Source organism: Pseudomonas sp. 37 R 15, assembly GCF_900004865.1.
In the GTDB taxonomy this organism is placed as follows: Bacteria; Pseudomonadota; Gammaproteobacteria; order Pseudomonadales; family Pseudomonadaceae; genus Aquipseudomonas; species Aquipseudomonas fluorescens_AM.
In genome coordinates this window covers 97,161-119,109 of record NZ_CVTV01000055.1, presented here as the reverse complement: position 1 = coordinate 119,109, position 21,949 = coordinate 97,161, and the positions used below count along the sequence as shown (strand labels likewise).

Genomic DNA, 21,949 nt, shown 5'->3' with positions numbered 1-21,949 from the left:
CTGCTGGGCCGACGCCTTCGCGGGCAAGTCGAATCGTCGCACCGCCCCTCCCACAGTTTTACCGCGATGAACCAGGATTACTGTTGCGTCAGCTGAGTCCACAGCGCCGGCGCGCCGGCCGCCTTGGCAATCGCTTCCAGCCGCGCGGCATGCTCGGCCAGATCCTGCTCGCTGGCACGGATGACAGGCGTGGGCCTGCGGTCAGCCGGCAGGCGACGGATCTCCGAGGGACGATTGCCCGAGCCTTCCGCCGAACCGCTGCCATCGGTTGCATTACCGGCCAGCGACAGGCTGGTCTGCCCACCGGTCATGGTCAGGTAAACGTCAGCCAGGATCTCGGAGTCGAGCAAGGCGCCGTGCAGTTCACGCCCGGAGTTGTCGACGCCATAACGCTTGCACAAGGCATCAAGGCTGTTGCGTTGGCCGGGGTGACGCTCGCGGGCCATCATCAAGGTGTCGAGGATCGAGCAGTGCCGGGAAATATCCGCTCGGTCCATCTGCCCCATCAAGGCAAATTCATTATTGATGAAGCCGACGTCGAACGCCGCGTTATGGATGATCAGTTGGGCGCCGTTGATGAACTCGAAAAACTCATCGGCCACTTCGGCAAAGCGCGGCTTGCCCTTGAGGAATTCGTCGGTGATGCCGTGGACGCCGATCGCGCCTTCGTCACTGTCGCGGTCCGGTTGCAGGTAGACGTGGAAGTGACGACCGGTCAGACGGCGCCCCATCAGTTCGACACAGCCGATTTCGATGATCCGGTGACCATCGGTCACCGGCATGCCGGTGGTTTCGGTATCGAGTACAACGGATCGGATGGCCATCAGGGTTCAGCTCTCAACGGTGTGTAGATCAAAGGGCGCGATGTTAACACGTCAGCCGGCATCAGCTCTGCTTGTAGCCGCGCACTTCATCCACGCCACGGTTGGCCAGTTGGTCGGCGCGCTCGTTGCCTGGATGGCCGATATGCCCGCGCACCCATTTCCAGGTGATGTCATGGCGATTGCATTGCTCATCGAGCAATTGCCACAGGTCGGCATTCTTGACCGGCTCCTTGGACGCCGTCTTCCAACCGCGCTTCTTCCAGTTGACCATCCACTCGTTGATGCCCTTCATCACATATTGCGAGTCGGTCACCAGCAGGACGTTGCAGCGCCGCTTGAGCTCTTCAAGGCCGCGAATGGCGCCCATCAGTTCCATACGGTTATTGGTGGTATTGGCTTCGCCGCCCCACAACTCCTTCTCCACACCCTTGCACACCAGCAACGCGCCCCACCCGCCGGGGCCGGGGTTGCCCTTGCAGGCGCCATCGGTGAAGAGCTCTACACTATCGGTCATCGGTTATTCGGCCTGAATCAAAAAGAGGTTTTACGGTTGGCGTTGTTCGCGGTTGACCTTGGCCAGCGGCATCGGTACCAGCTTGCCGAGCGGTTCGCGGCGCACTTGCTGCACCGGCCGCAGCCCGACCGCGATCTTGCGCGCCACCAATAAATAGAAGCCGCCACCCGACAGTTGCCAGGCCCCGGCACGGCGTTCCCAGCCGGCGAGGCGGCCCTGCCACTTGGCGGACGCAAGCGGCGGACGATAGCACCCGAAGCGGCGTTTCTCCAGCGCGAAGCCCAGCAGGTTCAACCAGTCGCCCACCCGTGAAGGCGCGATGCAACGCGCCTGGCGCAGACCGTCCTGGGCGAACACGTGGCGCAGGCCCCAGCTGCTCCAGGGGTTGATGCCAACAATCAGCAAATGGCCACCCGGGCGCACGCTGCTCGCGGCTTCGCGCAACAAACCGTGGGGAGACAGGCAGAAATCCAGGCCGTGCTGCAACACCACCACATCGGCGGCGTGTTCGCTCAATGGCCAGGCCTGCTCCTCGCAGACGATTTCGACGCCCGGCAACGGCGCCCCCAGGCGTACATTGCGTTGTACCTGCGGTGCGCACGGCGGCGGCTCGGCCGAGGGGCCGTAATGCACCAGATAGCCACCAAAGAACCGGCCCAGCTCGTCGTCGAGCATGCGCCGTTCTTCATCCAGCAGAAACTGCCCCAGCGGCCCGGACAGCCATTCGCGGGCGGCACCGATCAGAGCCAGCCACTCAGGATCGGCCTGGGCGAACGCTTTATCAGTCATTGCATTCTCCAATTCGCCTAGACGTTCTAAGATGCACCAATGTGTTCAGCTTGGCGAATCGAAGAATGATACAGATCAGTGCCCTGCCCGCCTTCACCGATAACTACATCTGGTTGTTACAGGATGAGCGAACCCAACGTTGCGCCGTGGTCGATCCCGGTGACGCCGCGCCGGTAATCGCGTGGCTTGAGCAGAACCCGGCCTGGGTACTCAGCGACATCCTGGTCACTCACCATCACCATGATCATGTCGGTGGTGTCGAGCAACTCAAAAAGCTGACCGGCGCCAACGTCTACGGCCCTGCGAACGAAAACATCCCGGCACGGGACGTCGACTTGCAGGACAACGACCGCATCACCGTGCTTGGCTGGGACTTCGTCGTGTACGCAGTGCCCGGCCACACCCTCGGCCATATCGCGTATTACCATCAAGGCGTGCTGTTGTGCGGCGACACGCTGTTTGCTGCCGGTTGCGGTCGGCTGTTCGAAGGCACGCCGCAGCAGATGCATACCTCACTCGAGCGCCTGGCCGCCCTGCCCGCCGACACCCTGGTGTACTGCACCCACGAATACACACAAAGTAACCTCAAGTTTGCCCAAGCCGTGGAACCGCACAACACCGACATCGCGCAAAGGCTGGCGCAAGTCGCCCAATTGCGGGCGCGCGGCGAAATGACGCTGCCGTCCAACCTGGCGCTTGAAAAACGTACTAATCCTTTTCTGCGCACCTCTGAAACATCCGTTAAACAAAAAGCGGACGAACGGAATGGACGCGACAACCGCTCTGGGGCCGAGGTGTTTGCTAGCTTGAGGGCCTGGAAAGATAAGTTCTAAGCGGAAGCGATCTGATACGAAATTTCTGAATGGTTGACCGGAACCAAAGCGCTTTCTAGAATCGCCCGACATTTTTGCCCGGAACTTACTTCCAGCCAATGTCGTCATCTATTCGTAATTCCATTTCTTCAGACGCATTGACCCGCCTGGCTCAAGCCGTGGCGGTGGCTGTCTCCGCAACTCTGGCGGGCTGCCAATCGACCAATTACGCTGCACAATCCACCGTGCAACCCAAACCCAATCTTGCTGCCAAGATCAAGCAAAAACCTATCTGGCTCTCAGAGAAGCCCAGCCCCGAAGTGCCCCAGGATGTCTGGGAACGCATGCGTCGGGGCTTTCAATTGCAGGATGGCGTCGGCGTCAACCCACGCATCGAACAACAGCGCCTGTGGTTTGCGAGCAACCCGTCCTTCCTGGAAAACGCCGGGGAACGCGGCAGCCTCTACATTCATTACATCGTCGAGCGCCTTGAAGAGCGCAACATGCCCCTGGAACTGGCGCTGCTGCCGGTGATTGAAAGTGCCTACAACCCAATGGCCTATTCGCGCAGCGATGCGGTCGGTTTGTGGCAATTCATTCCCTCCACCGGGCGCTACTTCAACCTGCGTCAGACCCGCGCCTACGATGGCCGCCGCGATATCACCGCCTCCACTACCGCCGCCCTGGATTACCTGACCCGCCTGCATGACATGTTCAACGGCGACTGGCTGCTGGCCCTGGCGGCCTACAATGCGGGTGAAGGTACGGTCAGCCGGGCCATCGAGCGCAACGAGAAGCTCGGCCTGCCGACGGACTACTGGAACCTGCCCCTGCCCCAGGAAACCAAGGACTACGTGCCCAAATTCCTGGCGCTGTCCCAAGTGGTGCTGGCGCCTGAGGCCTACGGCGTCAACCTGAACCCGATCGCCAACACGCCGTATTTCGAGGTGGTTGAAGTCAAGCAAAGCATGGACCTGTCCCGGGTCGCTGCGCTGGCGGAAATCGATGAAGACGAGCTGTTCCAGCTCAACCCGGCCCTGAAACAACGCACCACCCTGGATGGGCCCCAGCATCTGCTGGTGCCCACCTCCAAGGCGCAACTGCTCACCAGCACCCTGTCGACGATGAAGCCCGAAGAGTTGTTGAGCATGCGCCCGAAGAAGCCGGTGTTCGACGAAGTCGAGACCAAGGCGGTTGCCGGGCGTACCCGCAGCTACAAGGTGCGCACCGGCGACAATCTCACGCTTATTGCCAAGGCCAACAAGGTCGATGTGCATGACCTGCAGCGCTGGAACAAGCTCAACGGCCAGGCGCTCAAGGTCGGCCAGACCCTGGTGATGCAGGACACGCGCAAAGCCGCTGCAACAAAGCCGGTGCAGTACAAGGTCAAGAAAGGCGACTCGCTGTACATGGTCGCCAAGCGCTTCAATGTCGAGATGCAACACCTCAAGCGCTGGAACCCGCGTACCGGCCAGGCGTTGAAGCCCGGCCAGATGCTGGTGGTTTCGGGGCCGCGCTGAGGCCTCAGAAACACTGGGGAGCTCATGTGGGAGGGGGCTTGCCCCCGATTGCGGTGGGTCAGTCAGCCCGTATATTGACTGATACACCGCTATCGGGCGCAAGCCCCCTCCCACATTGGATACTCAGTGATTTCAGCAGCCTTTTTCCATCCGGAACAAGCTGTTACTGTACCGATCATAAAGCCCAAGCCGCCCGGATCGGATCTCTGACTTGAAGCGTCCCCTCCTTCTACTAATAAGTCTGGCCTTGAGCTTTGCGGCGAACGCGACGATTACCGAGAGCCACGGTTACGCGCAGTTCGGCACGCTCAAGTACCCGGCCAAATTCACCCATTACGATTGGGTAAACCCTGCAGCGCCCAAAGGCGGAACACTGCGGGTGATGGCCTTTGGCACGTTCGACACCCTCAACCCCTATACCTTCAAGGGCACCAGCCCGGTTTCCACCGCAAACTTCCTGCAGTACGGCGTCAATGAGCTGAACGAACCGCTGATGGTCGGCACCGGCCAGTACGCCCCGTCCGGCGATGAACCTACGTCCAGCTACGGCCTGATTGCCCGATCGGTGGAGTACAGCGAGGACCGCAGCTGGGTGGTATTCAACCTGCGCCACGAGGCGCGTTTCCACGACGGCACGCCGATTACCGCCGATGACGTGGCATTTTCCTATCGCACCCTGTTGACCGAAGGCCACCCGCAATACCGTACCAACCTGCAGGAAGTGGCGCGGGTCGATGTGCTCAATCGCCATCGCATACGCTTTGTGTTCAAGCGCGCCGGCAACCCGCTGCTGATCCTGCGCCTGGGCGAGTTGCCCGTGCTGCCCCAGCATTACTGGAAAAATCGCGACTTCAAGGCCACCACCTTCGAACCGCCGCTGGGCAGCGGGCCGTATCGCCTCAGCAAGGTCACCCCTGGTCGCCAGCTGGTGTTCGAGCGGGTCAAGGATTACTGGGGCAAGGACCTGCCGGTCAACCAGGGTTTGTATAACTACAACAAGGTCGAGGTGGAGTTCTACCGCGACAGCGACGTCGCCTTCGAAGCCTTCAAGGCGGGCGAATTCGATATTTATATCGAGCACCAGGCCAAGAACTGGGCCACCGGCTACAACTTCCCGGCGGTCAACCGCGGTGAGGTCATCAAGGCGCAGATCGCCCACCGGATTCCCACCCAGAGCCAGGGTCTGTTCATCAACACCCGGCGACCGGCTTTCAGCCAGACCAGGGTGCGCGAAGCCCTGGGGTTGATGTTCGACTTCGAATGGACCAACCGCACCCTGTTCAGCAGCGCCTACAAACGCGCCTTGAGCTACTACCCCAACAGCGAGTTCTCCGCCACGGGCGTCCCGGTCGGTCACGAGTGGCTGATGCTCTCGCCCTACCGCGAACAACTGCCGGCCACTCTGTTTACCCAAGCCTTCAGCCTGCCGCAGACCGACGGTCGCGGCATCCCGCGTGAAACCCTGCGCCATGCCCTGGCCCTGCTTGGCGAGGCCGGCTGGAAACTGTCCGGCCAGCGCTTGCTGAACAAGGACGGGCAGCCGCTGCGCCTGGAAATCCTGCTGGTCAACCCGAACCTGGAGCGCATCCTGCAACCCTATGTCGAGAACCTGATCAGTATCGGCATCGACGCGCGCCTGCGCACCGTTGACCGCGCACAGTACAAGCAGCGCCTGGATCAGTTCGACTTCGACATGATCCTGGTCACCCTCAACCAGACCCTCAGCCCGGGGCTGGAACAATGGCAGTACTTTCATTCCAGCCAGGCCACCATCAAGGGCAGCAAGAATTACGCGGGCATCGCCAATCCCGTGGTCGATCACCTGCTCGAACAACTGCTCGCGGCAAAGACCCGCGAAGAGCAGCTGGCTGCCGGTCGCGCCCTGGACCGGGTGTTGCTCTGGCAGCACTACAGCATTCCCAACTGGTACCTCAACTATCATCGCCTGGCGTACCGCAACCGGTTCGCCTTTGTCACCACGCCGCCCTACAGCCTGGGCTTGAGCGCGTGGTGGCTGAAAGCTTCGGAGAAAGCCCAATGATGTGTTTGCGCAGTACTGTATTCGCCAGCCTGTTGCTGTGCAGCGCGGCCCAGGCCGCCCCGCAACATGCGTTGACGCTCTATAACGAGCCCCCCAAATACCCCGCCGACTTCAAGCATTTCGACTACGTGAACCCCGACGCCCCCAAAGGCGGTACCTTGCGCGAATCGGCCATGGGCGGCTTCGACAGTCTCAACCCCTATATCAGCAAAGGCGTGCCCGCGGACAATCTGCCGCTGATCTACGACACGCTGGCGATGCAGAGCCTGGACGAGCCCATTACCGAATACGGACTGGTGGCCGGCAAGATCGAGAAGGCCCCGGACAACAGTTGGGTGCGCTTCTACCTGCGCCCCGAGGCACGCTTCCACGATGGCCACCCGATCCGCGCCGAAGACGTGGTGTTCACCTTCCAGACCCTGATCAAGGACGGCACCCCGCTCTACCGCACCTACTACGCCGACGTGGATGAAGTGGTCGCCGAAGACCCGCTGCGGGTGCTGTTCAAATTCAAGCGCACCAACAACCGTGAGCTGCCACTGATCCTCGGGCAATTGCCGGTGCTGCCCAAGCACTGGTGGGCCAGCCGCGACTTTTCCAAAGGCAATCTGGAAATACCGCTGGGCAGTGGCCCGTACAAGGTGGCCGAGGTCAAGGCCGGGCGCATGATTCGCTACGAGCGGGTCAAGGACTACTGGGCCAGGGACCTGCCGGTGGCCAAGGGTTTCTATAACTTCGATAACCGCATCACCGATTATTACCGCGACAGTACGGTGTCCCTGGAAGCCTTGAAAGCCGGGCAGTTCGACTATTGGCTGGAGTTCAGCGCAAAAAACTGGGCCAACGCCTACAACATTCCAGCGGTGGCCCAGGGCCGTTTGATCAAAGAAGAAATCCCCAACGGCAACCCCACCGGCATGCAGGGTTTCGTGTTCAACACACGCAAACCGATGTTTCAGGACGTACGGGTGCGCAAGGCCATCAGCCTGTTGCTGGATTTCGAATGGAGCAACAAACAGTTGTTCAACGGCGCCTACACCCGCACCCGCAGTTACTTCGAGAACTCGGAAATGGCCGCCACCGGCTTGCCCGGTCCGGATGAACTGGCCATTCTTGAACCGCTGCGCGACAAGATCCCCGCCGACGTCTTCACCCAGGCTTTCGAGCCGTCCAGAACCGACGGCAGCGGCATGATCCGCGCGCAGCAGCGCCAGGCGTACCAGTTGCTGCAGGAAGCCGGCTGGAAGATCGTCGATGACAAGATGGTCGACACCACCGGTAAACCGGTGACCATCGAATTCCTGCTGGCCCAGACCGAGTTCGAGCGCATCCTGTTGCCGTTCAAGCGCAACCTGGCCGACCTGGGTATCGACCTGGTCATTCGCCGGGTCGACGTGTCGCAGTTCGTCAACCGCCTGCGCTCAAGGGATTTCGACATGCTGGTGGGCAGCTTTCCGCAATCGACTTCCCCGGGTAATGAGCAGCGTGAGTTCTGGAAGTCGTCCAGCGCCGACAAACCGGGCAGCCGCAACTACATGGGGCTCAAGGACCCCGCCGTCGATCAGTTGGTCGAACAACTGATCGACGCCGACTCGCGCAAAAGCCTGATCGCCCACGCCAGGGCACTGGACCGCGTGCTGCAGTTTGGCTACTACGTGATTCCCAACTGGCACATCAAGACCTTCCGTGTGGCGTACTGGGACCACCTCGGCCATCCGAAAGTCTCGCCGCGCTATGACGTCGGCACCGCCACCTGGTGGGCCAAGCCCGACGTCAAACCGGCGGTTCCCCTGGACACCACGCAAAGCGCCGAAGCGGCGAGCGGAGGCGATTGAATGCTGGCCTATATTGTTCGTCGCCTGTTACTGATCATCCCCACGCTGTTCGGGATCCTGCTGATCAACTTCGTCATCATCCAGGCCGCCCCGGGCGGCCCGGTGGAACAGATGATCGCCAAGCTCGAAGGCTTTGACGGCGCCACCAGCCGCATTGCCGGCGGCGGCGCCGAAGTCTCGGTGGCCGGCTCCAGCAGCTACCGTGGCGCCCAGGGCCTGGACCCGGCGCTGATCAAGGAAATCGAGAAGATGTACGGCTTCGACAAGTCGGCGCCGGAACGCTTGTGGATCATGGTCAAGAACTACGCCCGGCTGGATTTCGGCGACAGCTTTTTCCGTGACGCCAAGGTCATCGACCTGATCAGGGAGAAGATGCCGGTGTCGATTTCCCTCGGGTTGTGGAGCACCCTGATCATGTACCTGGTGTCGATTCCCCTGGGCATCGCCAAGGCCACGCGTCACGGCAGCCACTTCGATGTGTGGACCAGCTCGGCAATCATCGTCGGCTATGCGATCCCGGCGTTCCTGTTCGCCATCCTGCTGATCGTGGTGTTTGCCGGTGGCAGTTACCTGGACTGGTTCCCCTTGCGCGGGCTTACGTCGAACAACTTCGACGAATTGAGCTGGGGTGGCAAGGTCCTCGATTACTTCTGGCACCTGGCCCTGCCCGTGACCGCCCTGGTGATCGGCAACTTCGCCACCATGACCCTGCTGACCAAGAACAGCTTTCTCGACGAGATCAACAAACAGTACGTGGTCACCGCCAGGGCCAAGGGCCTGACCAACCACCGCGTGCTCTACGGCCATGTGTTTCGCAACGCGATGCTGCTGGTGATCGCCGGTTTCCCCTCGGCCTTTATCGGTATCTTCTTTACCGGTTCCCTGCTGGTGGAAGTGATCTTCTCACTCGACGGCCTCGGCCTGATGAGCTTTGAAGCGGCGATCAATCGCGACTATCCGGTGGTGTTCGGTACGCTGTTTATCTTCACCCTGCTGGGGCTGATCGTGAAACTGATCGGTGACCTCACCTACACCCTGGTCGATCCGCGTATCGACTTCGCCAGCCGGGAGCATTGAGATGAACCTGTCCCCCCTCAATCGCCGCCGGTTCGAGCGGTTCAAGGCGAACAAGCGTGGCTGGTGGTCGCTGTGGCTGTTCCTGATCCTGTTTGTGCTGAGCCTGGGCGCCGAATTGATCGCCAACGACAAGCCGCTGGCCGTGCACTTCGACGGCGACTGGTATTTCCCGGCGCTCAAGCGCTACCCGGAGACCACCTTCGGCGGCGAGTTCCCCCTGGAAGCCAACTACAAGAGCCCGTATATCCAGGAACTGCTCAAGGCCAAGGATGCCTGGACCCTGTGGGCACCGATCCCGTTCAGCTACCAGAGCATCAACTACGACCTGAAAGTACCGGCCCCCGCGCCACCGTCGAGCGTCAACCTGCTGGGCACCGATGACCAGGGCCGCGATGTGCTGGCGCGGGTCATCTATGGGTTTCGCGTGTCGGTGCTGTTCGCGCTGACGCTGACCGTGCTCAGCTCGATCATCGGCGTGATCGCCGGCGCCCTGCAGGGTTTCTATGGCGGCTGGGTGGACCTGGCCGGGCAGCGGTTCCTGGAAATCTGGTCCGGGTTGCCGGTGCTGTACCTGCTGATCATTCTCGCCAGCTTCGTGCAGCCCAACTTCTGGTGGCTGCTGGGCATCATGCTGCTGTTCTCGTGGATGAGCCTGGTGGACGTGGTGCGTGCCGAGTTCCTGCGTGGGCGCAACCTCGAATACGTGCGCGCGGCCCGTGCGCTGGGCATGCAGAACGGCGCGATCATGTTCCGCCATATCCTGCCCAATGCGATGGTGTCGACCATGACGTTCATGCCGTTCATCCTCACCGGCGCCATCGGCACCCTCACCGCCCTGGACTTCCTGGGTTTCGGCCTGCCGGCCGGCTCGCCGTCATTGGGCGAGCTGGTGGCCCAGGGCAAATCCAACCTGCAGGCGCCGTGGCTGGGCATGAGCGCGTTCGCCGTGCTGGCGATCATGTTGAGCCTGCTGGTATTTATCGGCGAGTCCGCTCGCGACGCCTTCGACCCGAGGAAATGAGATGAATCAGGACAATCTGATCGAAATCCGCGACCTCAGTGTCGAGTTCGTCACGGGCGAGCATCAGCATCGCGTGGTCAATCACGTCAGCTTCGATATCAAGCGCGGCGAGACCCTGGCCCTGGTCGGCGAAAGCGGCTCCGGCAAATCGGTGACGGCGCATTCGATCCTGCGCCTCTTGCCCTACCCTTTGGCGCGGCACCCGTCCGGCACCATCAGTTACGCCGGGCAAGACCTGCTGACGCTCAAGGAAAAGCCCCTGCGGCATATTCGCGGCAACCGCATCGCGATGATCTTCCAGGAACCGATGACCTCGCTGAACCCGCTGCACTGCATCGAAAAACAGATCAACGAAGTGCTCGGCCTGCACAAGGGCCTCACCGGCAAGGTCGCCACCCAGCGCACCCTGGAACTGCTGGAACTGGTGGGCATCCCCGAGCCGCACAAACGCCTCAAGGCGCTGCCCCACGAACTCTCCGGAGGCCAGCGCCAGCGCGTGATGATCGCCATGGCCCTGGCCAACGAGCCGGAACTGCTGATTGCCGATGAGCCGACCACCGCCCTCGACGTGACGGTGCAATTGAAGATCCTGGAACTGCTCAAGGAGCTGCAGGCGCGCCTGGGCATGGCGTTGTTGCTGATCAGCCACGACCTGAACCTGGTCCGCCGCATCGCTCACCGTGTGTGCGTGATGCAACAGGGCTGCATCGTCGAACAGGCCGACTGCGAGACACTGTTCCAGGCGCCGCAACACCCTTACACCCAGGAATTGCTGGCGGCCGAACCCAGCGGCGGGCCGGCCCGCAATGCCGTCGGGCCAGCGCTGCTGGAAGTGGAGGACCTGAAAGTCTGGTTCCCGATCAAGAAAGGGTTTTTGCGCAACACCGTCGATTACGTCAAGGCCGTGGACGGCATCAACTTCAGCCTGCCCCAGGGTCAGACCCTGGGCATCGTCGGCGAAAGCGGCTCGGGCAAATCCACCCTGGGCCTGGCGATCCTGCGCTTGATTGGCAGCCAGGGCGGGATTCGCTTCGAAGGCCAGCAGCTTGATCGCCTCACCCAGCAACAGGTACGCCCGTTGCGCCGGGAAATGCAAGTGGTGTTCCAAGACCCTTTCGGCAGCCTGAGCCCGCGGATGTGCGTCAGCGAGATCGTCGGCGAGGGGCTGCGCATTCACAAGATGGGCACGCCCGCCGAGCAGGAAGCCGCGATCATCGCCGCGCTCAAGGAGGTCGGCCTGGACCCGCAATCGCGGCACCGCTACCCCCATGAGTTTTCCGGTGGCCAGCGCCAGCGCATCGCCATCGCCCGCGCCCTGGTGCTCAAACCGCGCCTGATCCTGCTGGATGAACCGACCTCGGCGCTGGACCGTACCGTGCAACGCCAGGTGGTGGAACTGCTGCGCGGTTTGCAGGCCAAGTACAACCTGACCTACCTGTTCATCAGTCATGACCTGGCGGTGGTCAAGGCGCTGAGTCATCAGTTGATGGTGGTCAAGCAGGGCCAGGTCGTGGAGCAAGGGGATGCCGGGACGATTTTCGCCAACCCGCAACATCCCTATACCCGGCAATTGCTGGAAGCGGCCTTTCTGGTGCCCGCGTAACAGGCAGGAGCTATTGCCATGTCGTTGAACAGCCCCGCTCACCCTGCACACTCGCCGCGTTTCTGGCGCGACGAGCGGCTGCCGTTCATCGAGGCGCGCACCATTGCCGATGGACGCAAGGTCACCTACACCCGCCACGCCCATGAACATTTTTCCATTGGCGCAATCACCCGCGGGCGCAGCTATTACCACTATGGCGAACAAACCTTCCTGATCAGCACCGGCACCGTGGTGTTGATGAACCCCGGCGACGTGCATGCGTGCAATCCCATCGAAAACGAGCATTGGTCCTACCATATGCTCTATCTCGACACGCCCTGGCTGACCGACCTGCAGCATCAGCTGGGTTTCAGCACCGACCAGGGTTACCGTCCGTTCAACACGCCCCATACGCGCGACACGTCGCTGTACAACGGCTTGCTGGCGCTGTACCGACTGTTGGTGGATGAGCGGGCCGAACTGCTGCACAAACAGAGCGCGCTGGTGGGTTACTTCAGTGAAGTGCAGCAGCGCCTGAACCCTTCCCTCACGCCCGTGCGGGAGGTCAATCACAAGCTGGAGCGGGCCGCCGACTACATCCGTGAACACTGTACCGAGGCCATGAAGCTGGAGGACATTTGCCTCGCGGCCGAGCTGTCGCCGTCCTACCTGATCCGCGCCTTCAAACAGTATTACGGGCTGACGCCCCACGCGTTTCTGGTCAACCGACGCATTCAGTTTGCCCGCACTCAGCTGCGCAATGGCGAGCTGATCGCCGATGTGGCCCTGGCCGCCGGGTTTGCCGACCAGGCGCATTTCCAGCGTGCGTTCAAACAGCATTTTGCCGCCACGCCGGGGCAATACCGCGAAACACTCAAGCCATCAGCAAATAACCCACACTGGCCACCAGCAACGCGGCCATGGAGCGGTTGAAGACTCTCACACCCTTGGGATTGTGCAGGTAGCGCCGTAAAAACGTTCCGGCGTAGGCCCAACACGCCACCGACAGGTAGCAGATCACCAGGTAGAGGCTGGCGAACAGCCAGACCTGCCTCGCCTCGCCGTCCGCCGCGAACAGCCCCATCCCCGCCACACAGGCCAGCCACGCTTTGGGGTTGAGCCACTGCATGATCGCGCCGTACAACATCGACGGCGCCGTGGCGGTGCCATCGGCGTGCAACTGCCCGTCATCCATCGCGAGCTTCCAGGCCATGTACAGCAAGAATGCGACCCCGCCCCACTGGATCAGTTGGGTCAGGATCGGCCAGCGCAGCAGTACTTCGTGCAACCCCAGGCCGATCAATACCAGCAGCAGCGTGAAGCCGACAGCCGCGCCAAGCACATGCTTCTGACTGGCGGCAAAACCGAAACGCGCACCGGCACTCAAGGCGACCACATTGACCGGTCCCGGCGTGATGGACGTGGCCAGGGCGAAGGCGGCCATGGAAAGAGTCAAGCTCATTGCAGTTCCTTATGTGATGCCAAACGAAGTCGGGATCACCATAGAGGGACAGACGTGCAGCGTATTGAACAAAATCACCTTTTGCCTCGTAGCACCGCGCCCATTCAGCCTTGACTGATCAACGAAAAATGCGCCCCCACGCCGGCGCGCACGCCCTCGGCGACGGCCAGGGCCACGGAGCCGGCGGCCAGGGAGGTATCGCCACAGGCGAACACACCGGCCACGGAGGTCTGGCGGGTTTCGTTGGTGTGCAGGTAAGGCCCGGTGGGACCCTCGGCCAGCTCACATCCCAGTTGCTGCGCCAAGGCGCTGATGTGGGTGCGCGACATCGTGAAGATCCCGTCGAGGGCGAATACCCGGCCGTCGTGCAATTGCAGGTCGGCGCGCTCACCCTGGATGCGGCGTACGCGGCCACTTTCCACGCTCACCCCACGCCGCTGCAGCTGCGCCTGTTGCTCGGCATCCGGGGTGAATACACCGTCGGTGAACAAGGTGGTAGCGCCCCAATCCGGCAACATCAGCGCGTGATGCATCGCCAGGGCAGACGTGGCCAATACGCCTATTCGGCCTTGGTCCAGCTCGTAGCCATGGCAATAAGGGCAGTGAAACACGCGCGTGCCCCAGCGCTCTGCCAAGCCCTCAATGGCGGGTAACTCGTCCACCACGCCGGTGGCCAGGATCAAACGTTTGGCCTTGAACTCACCGCTGCATTCAGTATGCACGCTGAATCCGTGGGGCTGTGCATTGGCCACCCTGACAAAGTCCTGCACCCAGGTCACGCTCGGGTATTCCATCAACTGGCTGCGACCCTCGGCGGCGATGGCCTCCGGCGCCTGCCCGTCCTGGCCGAGAAAGCCATGGGACGTCGCCGCAAACCGATTGCGCCGCTGCCCCGCATCGATCACCAGCACTGTGCGTCGCGCCCGCGCCAGTTGCAGGCCCGCAGACAGGCCAGCATAGCTGCCGCCCACGATAATCACGTCATGCACCATGAAGCCACCCTCGCATTTCGCGCGGCAGATTGTCTCCGCGCTTTCATGGCACACCATAAGTTACATGAAATTAGCGCGTCAAGCATCTCGCAACTTTTCAGGTTACGGACGATACTTCACGCAGAATCGATTAGGGATTACTGGATGAGAAACGACACCCGGCTTTCGCGCATGCTGCACGTATTGATCCACATGGGACGCCATGAACAACGAGCCACATCGCAGACCATTGCCCAGATGCTTGGCACTAACCCTGTGGTGGTGCGGCGCACGCTCGGCCTGCTCAAGGACAAGGGTTACGTATGCTCGGAAAAGGGCCATCAGGGCGGCTGGACCCTGGGCAAGCCCTTGAGTGAAATCACCTTGCTGGAGATTCACAACGCCCTGGGTACGCCGTCGATCTTTGCCATCGGCCTGTCCACCGACCACCCGCAATGCCTGGTCGAACAGGCCGTCAACGCGGCATTGACGGACGCATTCGCACAGGCCCAGGCCCTGCTTTTGAAGCGCCTGGGCGATGTGACCCTTGCACAGTTGGCAGACGATTTCGATGAGCGCTATCGGATAGCGATGCAGCCTTGAAAAACGCCGTTATTCTTGATCTGGGTTAACACCTGCTCAGCGCTGGGTGGGGATGCGAATATCGCCACCCCGGCACTGGCTTTTCACGCTGCGCGGGCAACCGGCAAAGGCCAGGTCCTTGGTCAGGCATACCCGCACCTCAGACAGCACTTTGCCTTTGCAGATGACGGCCATGCCGTGGCTGCCCATGCGTGGGTTGCTTTCGCGAAACAGCGCCTCGATCTCGTTGGCTGATAATGACGGCGGCGTATTGAACGGCTGCATTTGTTGCGGAATCACAACCGCCGCCAGTGCCGTGTCGGATTTCTCCAGGTATTGAAGCGGCACCAGCCCACTGCAGGTGCCGTGCTTGGCCCATTCATGCTTGAGCAGGGCACGGGTGGGAAACAGCGTCGCCCCCTTGTCCATTTCCTCAGCGGTCAATTGCGAGTGAGGTGCGCAGGATGCAGGCCACCCCCCGCGCGCATACTGCGGCCACAGTCCATGCAGGACAAACCCGTAGCCCTTGCCCGAACACTGTTCATTGTCCGGGTGCGTCAGGCAAAACGTCGGCGACCATGACAACGACAGCACATAGAAATCAAAGTCGCCTGCCTGCCCTTGGCTGCGCGGCGCCGCCGTCGCGCCGGTGACGATCAGCAGCCACAACACCATCCAGTATTTCATCGCGATATCCTTCAATAAAAGTGAAGCACCACGCTATCGCGACGATCAAGGATGGTGGGAATAACGTTGTAGCACCTTGTCCAGGATTCGATCGGTTTTCAACGCCTCGATCGCCAGCGAAGGGTGCTTGGCATCGCCGCGGATATGGGCATTCATCGCCAGGACGTGGTGCCATTGGATGTGCGCATGGCAAGGCACCTCCAGCACCGCGTCGGTCTCCCCTTCGAGGCGCAACGGCTGGTCTTCGAATACCGCAAAGGTGATGCGCCCACGGCTGCCGATCAGCTCGACCCGGTCTTCGCGACGGTCTGCGACAAAGTTCCAGCAGCCCATGCCCAACGCGCCACTGGCGAAGGTCCAGCAGGCCGTCACCGCGTCCTCCGCCGCATAGCGCCCGGCCTGCCGCGCGGTAAAGCCGCAGACCTCGACGATATCGCCCGCCAGGTACTGGAACAGGTCAAAGCCGTGGCTGGCCAGGTCGGCAAAATAACCACCGCCGGCAATCGCTGGATCCGTGCGCCAGTTGGCCGGGTTAGTGTCTGTCGGCGCCGCAGGCTTGCACAGGGTCCAGGTCAGGTGGCGCAACTCGCCGATACGACCGTCCTGCAACCAGGTGCGCACTTGCTGGAAGCGCGGCAGTGAGCGTCGATAGTAGGAGACGAACAGATGCAGCCCGGCGCGCTCGAAGGTGCGCTGCATCAGCGCACTCTGTTCGGCGTTCAACGACATGGGCTTTTCGACGCAGCAATGCTTGCCTGCCGCAGCCACCATCAAGCTGTATTCGAGGTGGCTGTCGGGTGGCGTGGCGATGTACACCGCGTCCACTTCGGGATCGTCAATCAGGGCCTGGGCATCTGTGTAAAAGCGGGCAATGCCATGACGTGTCGCATAATCGCGCACGGCTTCCTCACGGCGTCCCATCACGGCTACCAGTGCCGAACCTGGCGCTTTGTAGAAAGCGGGTCCACTCTTCAATTCGGTCACACTGCCACAGCCGATCATGCCCCAACGTACGGTGCTCATCTGCTCTCCTCGTTCATTGACGTCAATCGGGCAGTATCCACATACACGGCCTCGCGCGCCATAACCCGTTAGCATGACAATTGCATTACACTTTTATGACAAACATCCCGTAAAAGGTATAGACGATGAAAATACGGGCCACCGTCATCTGCGAACACGAAGGGCACATCCTTTTCGTGCGCAAGGCCAGATCGAAGTGGGCATTGCCGGGCGGCAAGGTAGAGCGTGGCGAACGCCCGGTGGGCGCGGCGGAACGCGAGCTGGAAGAAGAGACGGGGTTGAACGTGGACGGCCTGCTGTACTTGCAGGAGCTGAAGGCCCGCGACACTCTGCACCATGTGTTTGAAGCCTCGGTCGTGAATATCGACGAGGCACGGCCGTGCAACGAGATCGTCGAATGCCAATGGTACGCCTACGGAACCCTCGACGAATTGGACACCACCGACGCCACACGGCATATCGTCAAGTCCTTTCTGCGCCGCCTCTGAGGCGGCGGTCTGCCGGGCGAGCTGCGCCGACACTGCGGTACCGGGATCAAACTCAAGGCAAAAAAAAACCCAAGTAGCTGATGGAAACTTGGGATTTAAAAATGCATAAACCGTGGGAGGTGAACGCACGGCTATAGTAGCGACTGCAAAATCGGCTCACAAGATTATTTTATTCCTTTCGTCGGATCAAACCGTCGTAAGTCGTTCAATAACCACATGTTTTTTAAGGTAAGAGGGCTATTTACGCCACTTTTTGGTGCAAGTTTGAGATCCGGCAGCGAACTTAATCCACTTATAAATAAAGGTTATTCATTATTCCACTTTCACACTTTTCAAAAACTCCAGGTTCAATTGCCTGCACGCCTCGCCAAGTTCGACAGGGCCTGAGGCGGCCGCACCGGCGACCCGCTTCAGATGAAGGCACAATGCCAACTGCCCGGCGGCTTCTTCACGCTGGCGGTCTGCCTCGGCGTTGAGGTGTACGAAATAGAAACCCAGCAACGCCGCAACCCCCAGCACGCCTACCACGAAGTTGCGCAAGCTGTTGGATGGCTCGGGGTCCGGGGCGCGCATAGGATCAGCGCGCCCTGTGCTTTTCGTAGCGAACGTCGTCACCGTCTGCGCCGCCAGCCTTCAGCCAGCCCAGGCGCTGATAGAACCCGTTGGCGCGGATCTCATCGCGGCCATCGGTGACCAGGTACACGCGGTCGTGATGTTCGAACAATGCGGCCTCGGCTGCCGCCATCAACTGCCGGCCCAGTCCGAGGTTCTCGTGGGTGGGTAGCACGAACATCGCGAACACCTCGCCAGCTTCCAGATCGACCATGGAAAAGGCCGCCGCCTGGCCGTCCACTTCCGCGACCCATGCGCACGGGGCTGTGCGCAGGGTGTCGGTGAGCACCTGCGGCGTGATCCCCAAGTCAGCCATCTGCTCGACACTCAGGTGGTTTTGCACCACAGAGGTACGGATTGTAATGAGCGTGTCGACGTCGTCGACGGTCGCCGCTCGAATAAGCACGTGCATACACGCCTCCCGATCAAGGACGCGATTGTATGCAAATACTTACACGGCATTTGTCGTGGATTTGTAAACCGCTGCGCAGGAACCTGCGACTGGCGCTTATTTGCGCGCCACTTTATAGCGCAGGCAATCCTGATAGAAACTCTGGCGAATCGCCTCGGGCTTGAGCCGGGAGTGGCTGTCATAGGTCTGCTCGGTGATGCCCATGGCCATCATGCGCATCCACGATTTGTTGAACTTGAGGGTCTGGATCTTCTGCCGCGCGGCGTACAGCGACACCCCCGAAAGCTTGAGTTCCTGGGCCCTGGCGGCCGTGCCGGCGCCCCAGCTGCACATATATTTGTCGCCCTCGCGCAGCTCCCGGGCCTGCACGGCTGCCGCGCCGCCGGCCAGTGAACAAGCAACCAGCATGATTCCCACAGTGCGCATTGGCTTCCTCACCTAACCACCTGAAAATAAAAGCGATTCTGGCGAGGATTTTGTTACAAAGGGGCCATCAGATTGCCTTATCTCATGCCCATGCCACTACCAGTAAGCCGGCGCCCAACGCCAGGCACAGCGGCGAATAAAAGTAGGTATCCAACCTGGCGAACCTTGAGCCCACCACCTTCTTGAAAAAACCCACCAGCTCCGAATCGCCGATCGCCCTGGCAAACATCACCACGGCAACGGCGCTGATCCCCCATTGCAGCGCCCCATGGGACACTGGCGAAAAATACAGTCCGGCGCGCAGGCAGACCAGCAGCGCAATCGCCACCAGTCCCATCGCCACCAGGAACGTACCCAGCGCCGAGGGCTTGAAAGCCGGCCTTGGCCCGCTGGCGAATTCGCCCGGCAATTGCGGTATGGCGGCCAGGCTGCCGAGTTTGCCGCCAGCGGCCCAGTACAAATGCACCATGCTGATGCAGGTGAAAATCCCGACGATCCAGCGCGCAATGACGAAGCTCATGGCGGGCGCTCCCAGAAATGGTGGGAATGAGCATAGACGCCCGGATATTTTTTGCAGGTATTTCGTCGGCAGCTGATGTTAAAGTGCCGCCCCATGAAACTTGCTCGTACCGACCGCTCGCTCATTGCCTGGATGCTGTATTGCTGCGTCCTGTTCAATGTGTTCGCCTGCAGCATCGGGCACGGGCAGATGGTCGGGATGCAGCTCAACGGCATCAGCGGTCAGTTCTGTACGGTCGACCCGCGCACCCAGGCGCCCGTGCAATCAGACTCTACCGGCGACAACCTGCCGACACTGGCCAAGGCGTTCGGTTGCCCACTGTGTTCCACCGGCGGCATGGGCCCCGCGCTCAGCAGTCACCTGAATGTGGCGGTGTTGCCGCAGCCACACGCCCCGCCTGCGGCGATTGTCCTCGCCGCTGACATTCCTGCCCGCTTCACCTGGCCCACGGCCAACCCGCGCGCGCCGCCCGCCGCTGCCTGATCCCTGCGCTGTCCCTCTGCACAGCCCCCTGTTTCCATCCGGAAATACGCGCGGTCGTGCGTTGTTTTCACGCCAAGTTTTCAGGATTCAACCATGAAACATTTACCCTTGCTGGCGGGCCTGTGCGGCTGCCTGCCTGTTTACGCCCCAGCCCTTGAGCTGGCCCCGACCACCATCGAAGGCGAACAAACCCGTGACTCCGGCCTGACACTGGATCAATCCAGCGGCATGGCGTCGCGGCTGGGGTTGAGCATGCGCCAAACCCCGGCGTCGGTGGCCGTCGCCACGCGCAACGATATCGAGCGCCATGGCGCCAAGACTTTTCGCGATGCGGCCAATACCTTGCCCGGCGTCAACGCCAGCGCGCCACCGGGCTTTGGGGGATTCGTCTCATACCGCGGATTCACCAGCAGCCAGATCACCCAGATGTTCAACGGTATCAACGTCGCCACCGGCCTGGCGCGGCCGGTGGATGCGTGGATCTACGACCGTGTCGAACTGGTCGGCGGCCCCTCCTCCCTGATCAATGGCGCAGGCTCCGTAGGCGGTTCGTTGAACTACGTGACTAAACTGGCCAGCCGTGAGGAACACGCCGTCCAAGGGCAGTTGACGTATGGCAGCCATGACACCGCCGGCCTGGCGTTGGGCCTCAACCAGGCGCTCACCGAGCCGAGCGCCGACGTGCAGCATTACGCACGCCTGGATGTGAGCCGCAACACCCAGCACAGCTATATCGACCGCGACCAGCGCGAGGCCTGGAGCGTGGCGTTTTCCCTGCTCAGCGACCTGACTCCGGACCTGTCTCATACCCTGGCCCTGGAATATCAGGACGAGCACGAAGACAGCCCCTACTGGGGTACTCCCGTGCTCAACCCCAAGGCCGGCGAACTGAAGATCGACAGGCACAACCGCTTCAACAACTACAACGTCGCGGACGGTCGCTATGAGCAGCGCACACGCTGGGCACGCTCGATCATTGACTACCGGATCAGCGACAGCACCACCCTGAAAAACACCCTCTACCACCTCGACAGCCAGCGCGATTACCGCAACCTGGAGACCTACCAGTACAACGCCGACAACAGCGCGGTGAACCGCGCCACCGCCTATCAGGTACGGCATCAGGGTCAGCAGAACGGCAACCAGTTCGAGCTGCGCCATGAGGACGCTGTCTTCGGCCTGGCCACCACGTGGTCCGCAGGGTTGGAATACAAGGTCAACAGCACCACCAACAGCCCCTTGAACGTGCCGGGCAACAGCACAGTCGACCCGCACGGCTATCAGCCCGGCCACTTCTACGACATACCGGGCACCCGGCCCGGTTTCGTCAAAGACAAGACCAGTGCCGTGACCACAAAAGCGCTGTTCGTGGAAAACCGCCTGGGCTTGACCGACACGTTGTCGCTGCTCACTGGCCTGCGCTATGACGCCATCGACCTGGACGTGACCAACCATAGGACGGTCACCGCCGCCAACCCAAGGCACCTGAAGCGCAGCTGGGAACCGGTGACCGGGCGCGTGGGTTTGACCTATCAGTTCATGCCCTCCGCCAACATCTACGTGCAATACAGCACCGCCGCCGAACAGCCGAGCACCACGACTCAGGTGTTCGACGTCTCCACCGGCAAGCAATGGGAAATAGGCAGCAAGTTCGACTACCTCGAGGGCCGCGGCGCCGCCACGCTTGCCGCCTACAGGATCGAGCGCAAAGACTTTGCGGTAACCGACCCACTGGACCCCACCCGCAGCGTTCCCGTGGATGCGCAATCATCCAGGGGCATCGAGCTGGCCAGTTCGCTGCGCATAACGCCCAGCCTGCTGGCTGAAGGCAACTTAGCCTGGGTGGACGCGCAATACGATGATTTCAACGAGAAAACCGCCAGCGGCGCGGTGGTGTCGCGTAAAGGCAATACGCCGACCAACGTGCCCAGGCGCGTGGGCAATCTATGGCTGACCTATGACTTCTCCGAGGACTGGCAAGGCGGTGTGGACGCGCGCTATGTCGCCCAGGTGTATGCCGACAATGCCAACACCCAGACGGTGCCGGCCTACACGCTGTTTGGCAGTTTTCTGCGCTATAAAGTGGACACACATACCTCGATAACCGGCCGGGTGCGCAACCTCACCAATGAGGTGTATGCCGAATTCGCCCACGTATCACCGGCGTATTACCTCGGCTCACCGCGAACGTTCGAGGTGGCCGTACAAACCGCATTCTGAAGCTCAAACGCAAAAAATGTGGGAGGGGCTTGCCCCCGATTGCAGTGT

General features: G+C 61.3%; 23 protein-coding genes. 12 read left to right on the top strand and 11 right to left on the bottom strand.

All coding sequences use genetic code 11. The annotated features are described in order from the left end of the window. Positions 1-77: 77 nt before the first annotated feature. The 3 genes from dnaQ to BFQ04_RS21035 all read right to left on the bottom strand — a co-directional run bounded on the left by dnaQ (position 78) and on the right by BFQ04_RS21035 (position 2,127). Complete coding sequence (gene dnaQ, locus BFQ04_RS21045; protein ID WP_162515432.1) at positions 78-818, bottom strand: DNA polymerase III subunit epsilon; 741 nt, start codon at positions 816-818, stop codon at positions 78-80. 67 nt (positions 819-885) lie between these two features. Further along, positions 886-1,338 carry a ribonuclease HI gene (rnhA, locus tag BFQ04_RS21040; protein WP_057725161.1) on the bottom strand — a complete coding sequence of 151 codons (453 nt, stop codon included), beginning with the start codon at positions 1,336-1,338 and terminating at the stop codon, positions 886-888. 30 nt (positions 1,339-1,368) lie between these two features. Continuing rightward, a complete protein-coding gene (locus BFQ04_RS21035) occupies positions 1,369-2,127 on the bottom strand; it encodes a class I SAM-dependent methyltransferase (protein WP_065952423.1) in 759 nt (252 codons plus the stop codon). Between the two features lie 65 nt (positions 2,128-2,192). Here BFQ04_RS21035 and gloB point away from each other — a divergent pair, with 65 nt between their 5' ends. From gloB to BFQ04_RS20995, 8 genes are all read left to right on the top strand, one after another. Beyond that, positions 2,193-2,960 carry a hydroxyacylglutathione hydrolase gene (gloB, locus tag BFQ04_RS21030; protein ID WP_065952422.1) on the top strand — a complete coding sequence of 256 codons (768 nt, stop codon included), beginning with the start codon at positions 2,193-2,195 and terminating at the stop codon, positions 2,958-2,960. 98 nt (positions 2,961-3,058) lie between these two features. Further along, positions 3,059-4,459 (top strand): transglycosylase SLT domain-containing protein, encoded by a 1,401-nt coding sequence (locus tag BFQ04_RS21025; protein WP_065952421.1) that lies wholly within the window; start codon positions 3,059-3,061, stop codon positions 4,457-4,459. Between the two features lie 211 nt (positions 4,460-4,670). After that, positions 4,671-6,500 (top strand): extracellular solute-binding protein, encoded by a 1,830-nt coding sequence (locus BFQ04_RS21020; RefSeq protein ID WP_065952420.1) that lies wholly within the window; start codon positions 4,671-4,673, stop codon positions 6,498-6,500. Continuing rightward, positions 6,497-8,335: an extracellular solute-binding protein gene (locus tag BFQ04_RS21015; protein ID WP_065952419.1), complete on the top strand. Its 1,839-nt coding sequence runs from the start codon at positions 6,497-6,499 to the stop codon at positions 8,333-8,335. Before BFQ04_RS21020 ends, BFQ04_RS21015 begins: the two co-directional genes overlap by 4 nt. Beyond that, positions 8,336-9,412: a microcin C ABC transporter permease YejB gene (locus BFQ04_RS21010; RefSeq protein ID WP_065952418.1), complete on the top strand. Its 1,077-nt coding sequence runs from the start codon at positions 8,336-8,338 to the stop codon at positions 9,410-9,412. A gap of 1 nt (position 9,413) precedes the next feature. After that, complete coding sequence (locus BFQ04_RS21005) at positions 9,414-10,433, top strand: ABC transporter permease (RefSeq protein WP_017738565.1); 1,020 nt, start codon at positions 9,414-9,416, stop codon at positions 10,431-10,433. Between the two features lies 1 nt (position 10,434). Continuing rightward, positions 10,435-12,036 (top strand): ABC transporter ATP-binding protein, encoded by a 1,602-nt coding sequence (locus BFQ04_RS21000; protein ID WP_065952417.1) that lies wholly within the window; start codon positions 10,435-10,437, stop codon positions 12,034-12,036. An 18-nt stretch (positions 12,037-12,054) separates the two neighbouring features. Then, positions 12,055-12,948: an AraC family transcriptional regulator gene (locus BFQ04_RS20995; protein WP_065952416.1), complete on the top strand. Its 894-nt coding sequence runs from the start codon at positions 12,055-12,057 to the stop codon at positions 12,946-12,948. Here the strand turns inward: BFQ04_RS20995 and BFQ04_RS20990 are convergent. After that, entirely contained in the window at positions 12,890-13,477 is a 588-nt protein-coding gene (locus BFQ04_RS20990) for a LysE family translocator (protein WP_065952415.1), read from the bottom strand. The two genes, BFQ04_RS20995 and BFQ04_RS20990, sit on opposite strands and share 59 nt — an antisense overlap. Before the next feature lie 104 nt (positions 13,478-13,581). Continuing rightward, the gene (locus tag BFQ04_RS20985; protein ID WP_065952414.1) at positions 13,582-14,469 is read right to left on the bottom strand and encodes an NAD(P)/FAD-dependent oxidoreductase; all 888 of its coding nucleotides are present in this window, start codon (positions 14,467-14,469) and stop codon (positions 13,582-13,584) included. 144 nt (positions 14,470-14,613) lie between these two features. Between BFQ04_RS20985 and BFQ04_RS20980 the strand changes: the two genes are divergently transcribed. Beyond that, a complete protein-coding gene (locus BFQ04_RS20980; RefSeq protein WP_065952413.1) occupies positions 14,614-15,051 on the top strand; it encodes an RrF2 family transcriptional regulator in 438 nt (145 codons plus the stop codon). A 36-nt stretch (positions 15,052-15,087) separates the two neighbouring features. Here BFQ04_RS20980 and BFQ04_RS20975 read toward each other — a convergent pair whose 3' ends face one another. Then, a complete protein-coding gene (locus BFQ04_RS20975; RefSeq protein ID WP_065952412.1) occupies positions 15,088-15,717 on the bottom strand; it encodes a ribonuclease T2 family protein in 630 nt (209 codons plus the stop codon). A gap of 45 nt (positions 15,718-15,762) precedes the next feature. Next, entirely contained in the window at positions 15,763-16,740 is a 978-nt protein-coding gene (locus BFQ04_RS20970; RefSeq protein WP_065952411.1) for a Gfo/Idh/MocA family protein, read from the bottom strand. Positions 16,741-16,865: 125 nt separating this feature from the next. Here BFQ04_RS20970 and BFQ04_RS20965 point away from each other — a divergent pair, with 125 nt between their 5' ends. Next, positions 16,866-17,228, top strand: a complete 363-nt coding sequence (locus tag BFQ04_RS20965; RefSeq protein WP_065952410.1) for an NUDIX hydrolase — start codon at positions 16,866-16,868, stop codon at positions 17,226-17,228. A gap of 312 nt (positions 17,229-17,540) precedes the next feature. On the opposite strand, the gene BFQ04_RS20960 is transcribed toward BFQ04_RS20965, so the two are convergent. From BFQ04_RS20960 to BFQ04_RS20945, 4 genes are all read right to left on the bottom strand, one after another. Then, the gene (locus BFQ04_RS20960; protein ID WP_065952409.1) at positions 17,541-17,801 is read right to left on the bottom strand and encodes a hypothetical protein; all 261 of its coding nucleotides are present in this window, start codon (positions 17,799-17,801) and stop codon (positions 17,541-17,543) included. 4 nt (positions 17,802-17,805) lie between these two features. Next, positions 17,806-18,252, bottom strand: a complete 447-nt coding sequence (locus BFQ04_RS20955; protein WP_065952408.1) for a GNAT family N-acetyltransferase — start codon at positions 18,250-18,252, stop codon at positions 17,806-17,808. A gap of 96 nt (positions 18,253-18,348) precedes the next feature. Continuing rightward, the gene (locus BFQ04_RS20950; protein WP_065952407.1) at positions 18,349-18,678 is read right to left on the bottom strand and encodes a hypothetical protein; all 330 of its coding nucleotides are present in this window, start codon (positions 18,676-18,678) and stop codon (positions 18,349-18,351) included. 82 nt (positions 18,679-18,760) lie between these two features. Continuing rightward, a complete protein-coding gene (locus BFQ04_RS20945) occupies positions 18,761-19,198 on the bottom strand; it encodes a DUF3995 domain-containing protein (protein ID WP_065952406.1) in 438 nt (145 codons plus the stop codon). A gap of 93 nt (positions 19,199-19,291) precedes the next feature. On the opposite strand from BFQ04_RS20945, the gene BFQ04_RS20940 reads away from it, so the two are divergent. Both BFQ04_RS20940 and BFQ04_RS20935 read left to right on the top strand, forming a co-directional pair. After that, the gene (locus tag BFQ04_RS20940) at positions 19,292-19,681 is read left to right on the top strand and encodes a DUF2946 domain-containing protein (protein WP_065952405.1); all 390 of its coding nucleotides are present in this window, start codon (positions 19,292-19,294) and stop codon (positions 19,679-19,681) included. Between the two features lie 93 nt (positions 19,682-19,774). Next, positions 19,775-21,901, top strand: a complete 2,127-nt coding sequence (locus tag BFQ04_RS20935; RefSeq protein WP_065952404.1) for a TonB-dependent receptor — start codon at positions 19,775-19,777, stop codon at positions 21,899-21,901. Positions 21,902-21,949: the final 48 nt, after the last annotated feature.

Excerpts from the sequence above, each read along its gene's own strand:
- rnhA (WP_057725161.1), bottom strand. The coding sequence starts at position 1,338 with ATGACCGATAGTGTAGAGCTCTTCACCGATGGCGCCTGCAAGGGCAAC.
- BFQ04_RS21035 (WP_065952423.1), bottom strand. The coding sequence starts at position 2,127 with ATGACTGATAAAGCGTTCGCCCAGGCCGATCCTGAGTGGCTGGCTCTG.
- gloB (WP_065952422.1), top strand. The coding sequence starts at position 2,193 with ATGATACAGATCAGTGCCCTGCCCGCCTTCACCGATAACTACATCTGG.
- BFQ04_RS21025 (WP_065952421.1), top strand. The coding sequence starts at position 3,059 with ATGTCGTCATCTATTCGTAATTCCATTTCTTCAGACGCATTGACCCGC.
- BFQ04_RS21015 (WP_065952419.1), top strand. The coding sequence starts at position 6,497 with ATGATGTGTTTGCGCAGTACTGTATTCGCCAGCCTGTTGCTGTGCAGC.
- BFQ04_RS21010 (WP_065952418.1), top strand. The coding sequence starts at position 8,336 with ATGCTGGCCTATATTGTTCGTCGCCTGTTACTGATCATCCCCACGCTG.
- BFQ04_RS21005 (WP_017738565.1), top strand. The coding sequence starts at position 9,414 with ATGAACCTGTCCCCCCTCAATCGCCGCCGGTTCGAGCGGTTCAAGGCG.
- BFQ04_RS21000 (WP_065952417.1), top strand. The coding sequence starts at position 10,435 with ATGAATCAGGACAATCTGATCGAAATCCGCGACCTCAGTGTCGAGTTC.
- BFQ04_RS20995 (WP_065952416.1), top strand. The coding sequence starts at position 12,055 with ATGTCGTTGAACAGCCCCGCTCACCCTGCACACTCGCCGCGTTTCTGG.
- BFQ04_RS20990 (WP_065952415.1), bottom strand. The coding sequence starts at position 13,477 with ATGAGCTTGACTCTTTCCATGGCCGCCTTCGCCCTGGCCACGTCCATC.
- BFQ04_RS20985 (WP_065952414.1), bottom strand. The coding sequence starts at position 14,469 with ATGGTGCATGACGTGATTATCGTGGGCGGCAGCTATGCTGGCCTGTCT.
- BFQ04_RS20980 (WP_065952413.1), top strand. The coding sequence starts at position 14,614 with ATGAGAAACGACACCCGGCTTTCGCGCATGCTGCACGTATTGATCCAC.
- BFQ04_RS20975 (WP_065952412.1), bottom strand. The coding sequence starts at position 15,717 with ATGAAATACTGGATGGTGTTGTGGCTGCTGATCGTCACCGGCGCGACG.
- BFQ04_RS20970 (WP_065952411.1), bottom strand. The coding sequence starts at position 16,740 with ATGAGCACCGTACGTTGGGGCATGATCGGCTGTGGCAGTGTGACCGAA.
- BFQ04_RS20965 (WP_065952410.1), top strand. The coding sequence starts at position 16,866 with ATGAAAATACGGGCCACCGTCATCTGCGAACACGAAGGGCACATCCTT.
- BFQ04_RS20960 (WP_065952409.1), bottom strand. The coding sequence starts at position 17,801 with ATGCGCGCCCCGGACCCCGAGCCATCCAACAGCTTGCGCAACTTCGTG.
- BFQ04_RS20955 (WP_065952408.1), bottom strand. The coding sequence starts at position 18,252 with ATGCACGTGCTTATTCGAGCGGCGACCGTCGACGACGTCGACACGCTC.
- BFQ04_RS20950 (WP_065952407.1), bottom strand. The coding sequence starts at position 18,678 with ATGCGCACTGTGGGAATCATGCTGGTTGCTTGTTCACTGGCCGGCGGC.
- BFQ04_RS20945 (WP_065952406.1), bottom strand. The coding sequence starts at position 19,198 with ATGAGCTTCGTCATTGCGCGCTGGATCGTCGGGATTTTCACCTGCATC.
- BFQ04_RS20940 (WP_065952405.1), top strand. The coding sequence starts at position 19,292 with ATGAAACTTGCTCGTACCGACCGCTCGCTCATTGCCTGGATGCTGTAT.
- BFQ04_RS20935 (WP_065952404.1), top strand. The coding sequence starts at position 19,775 with ATGAAACATTTACCCTTGCTGGCGGGCCTGTGCGGCTGCCTGCCTGTT.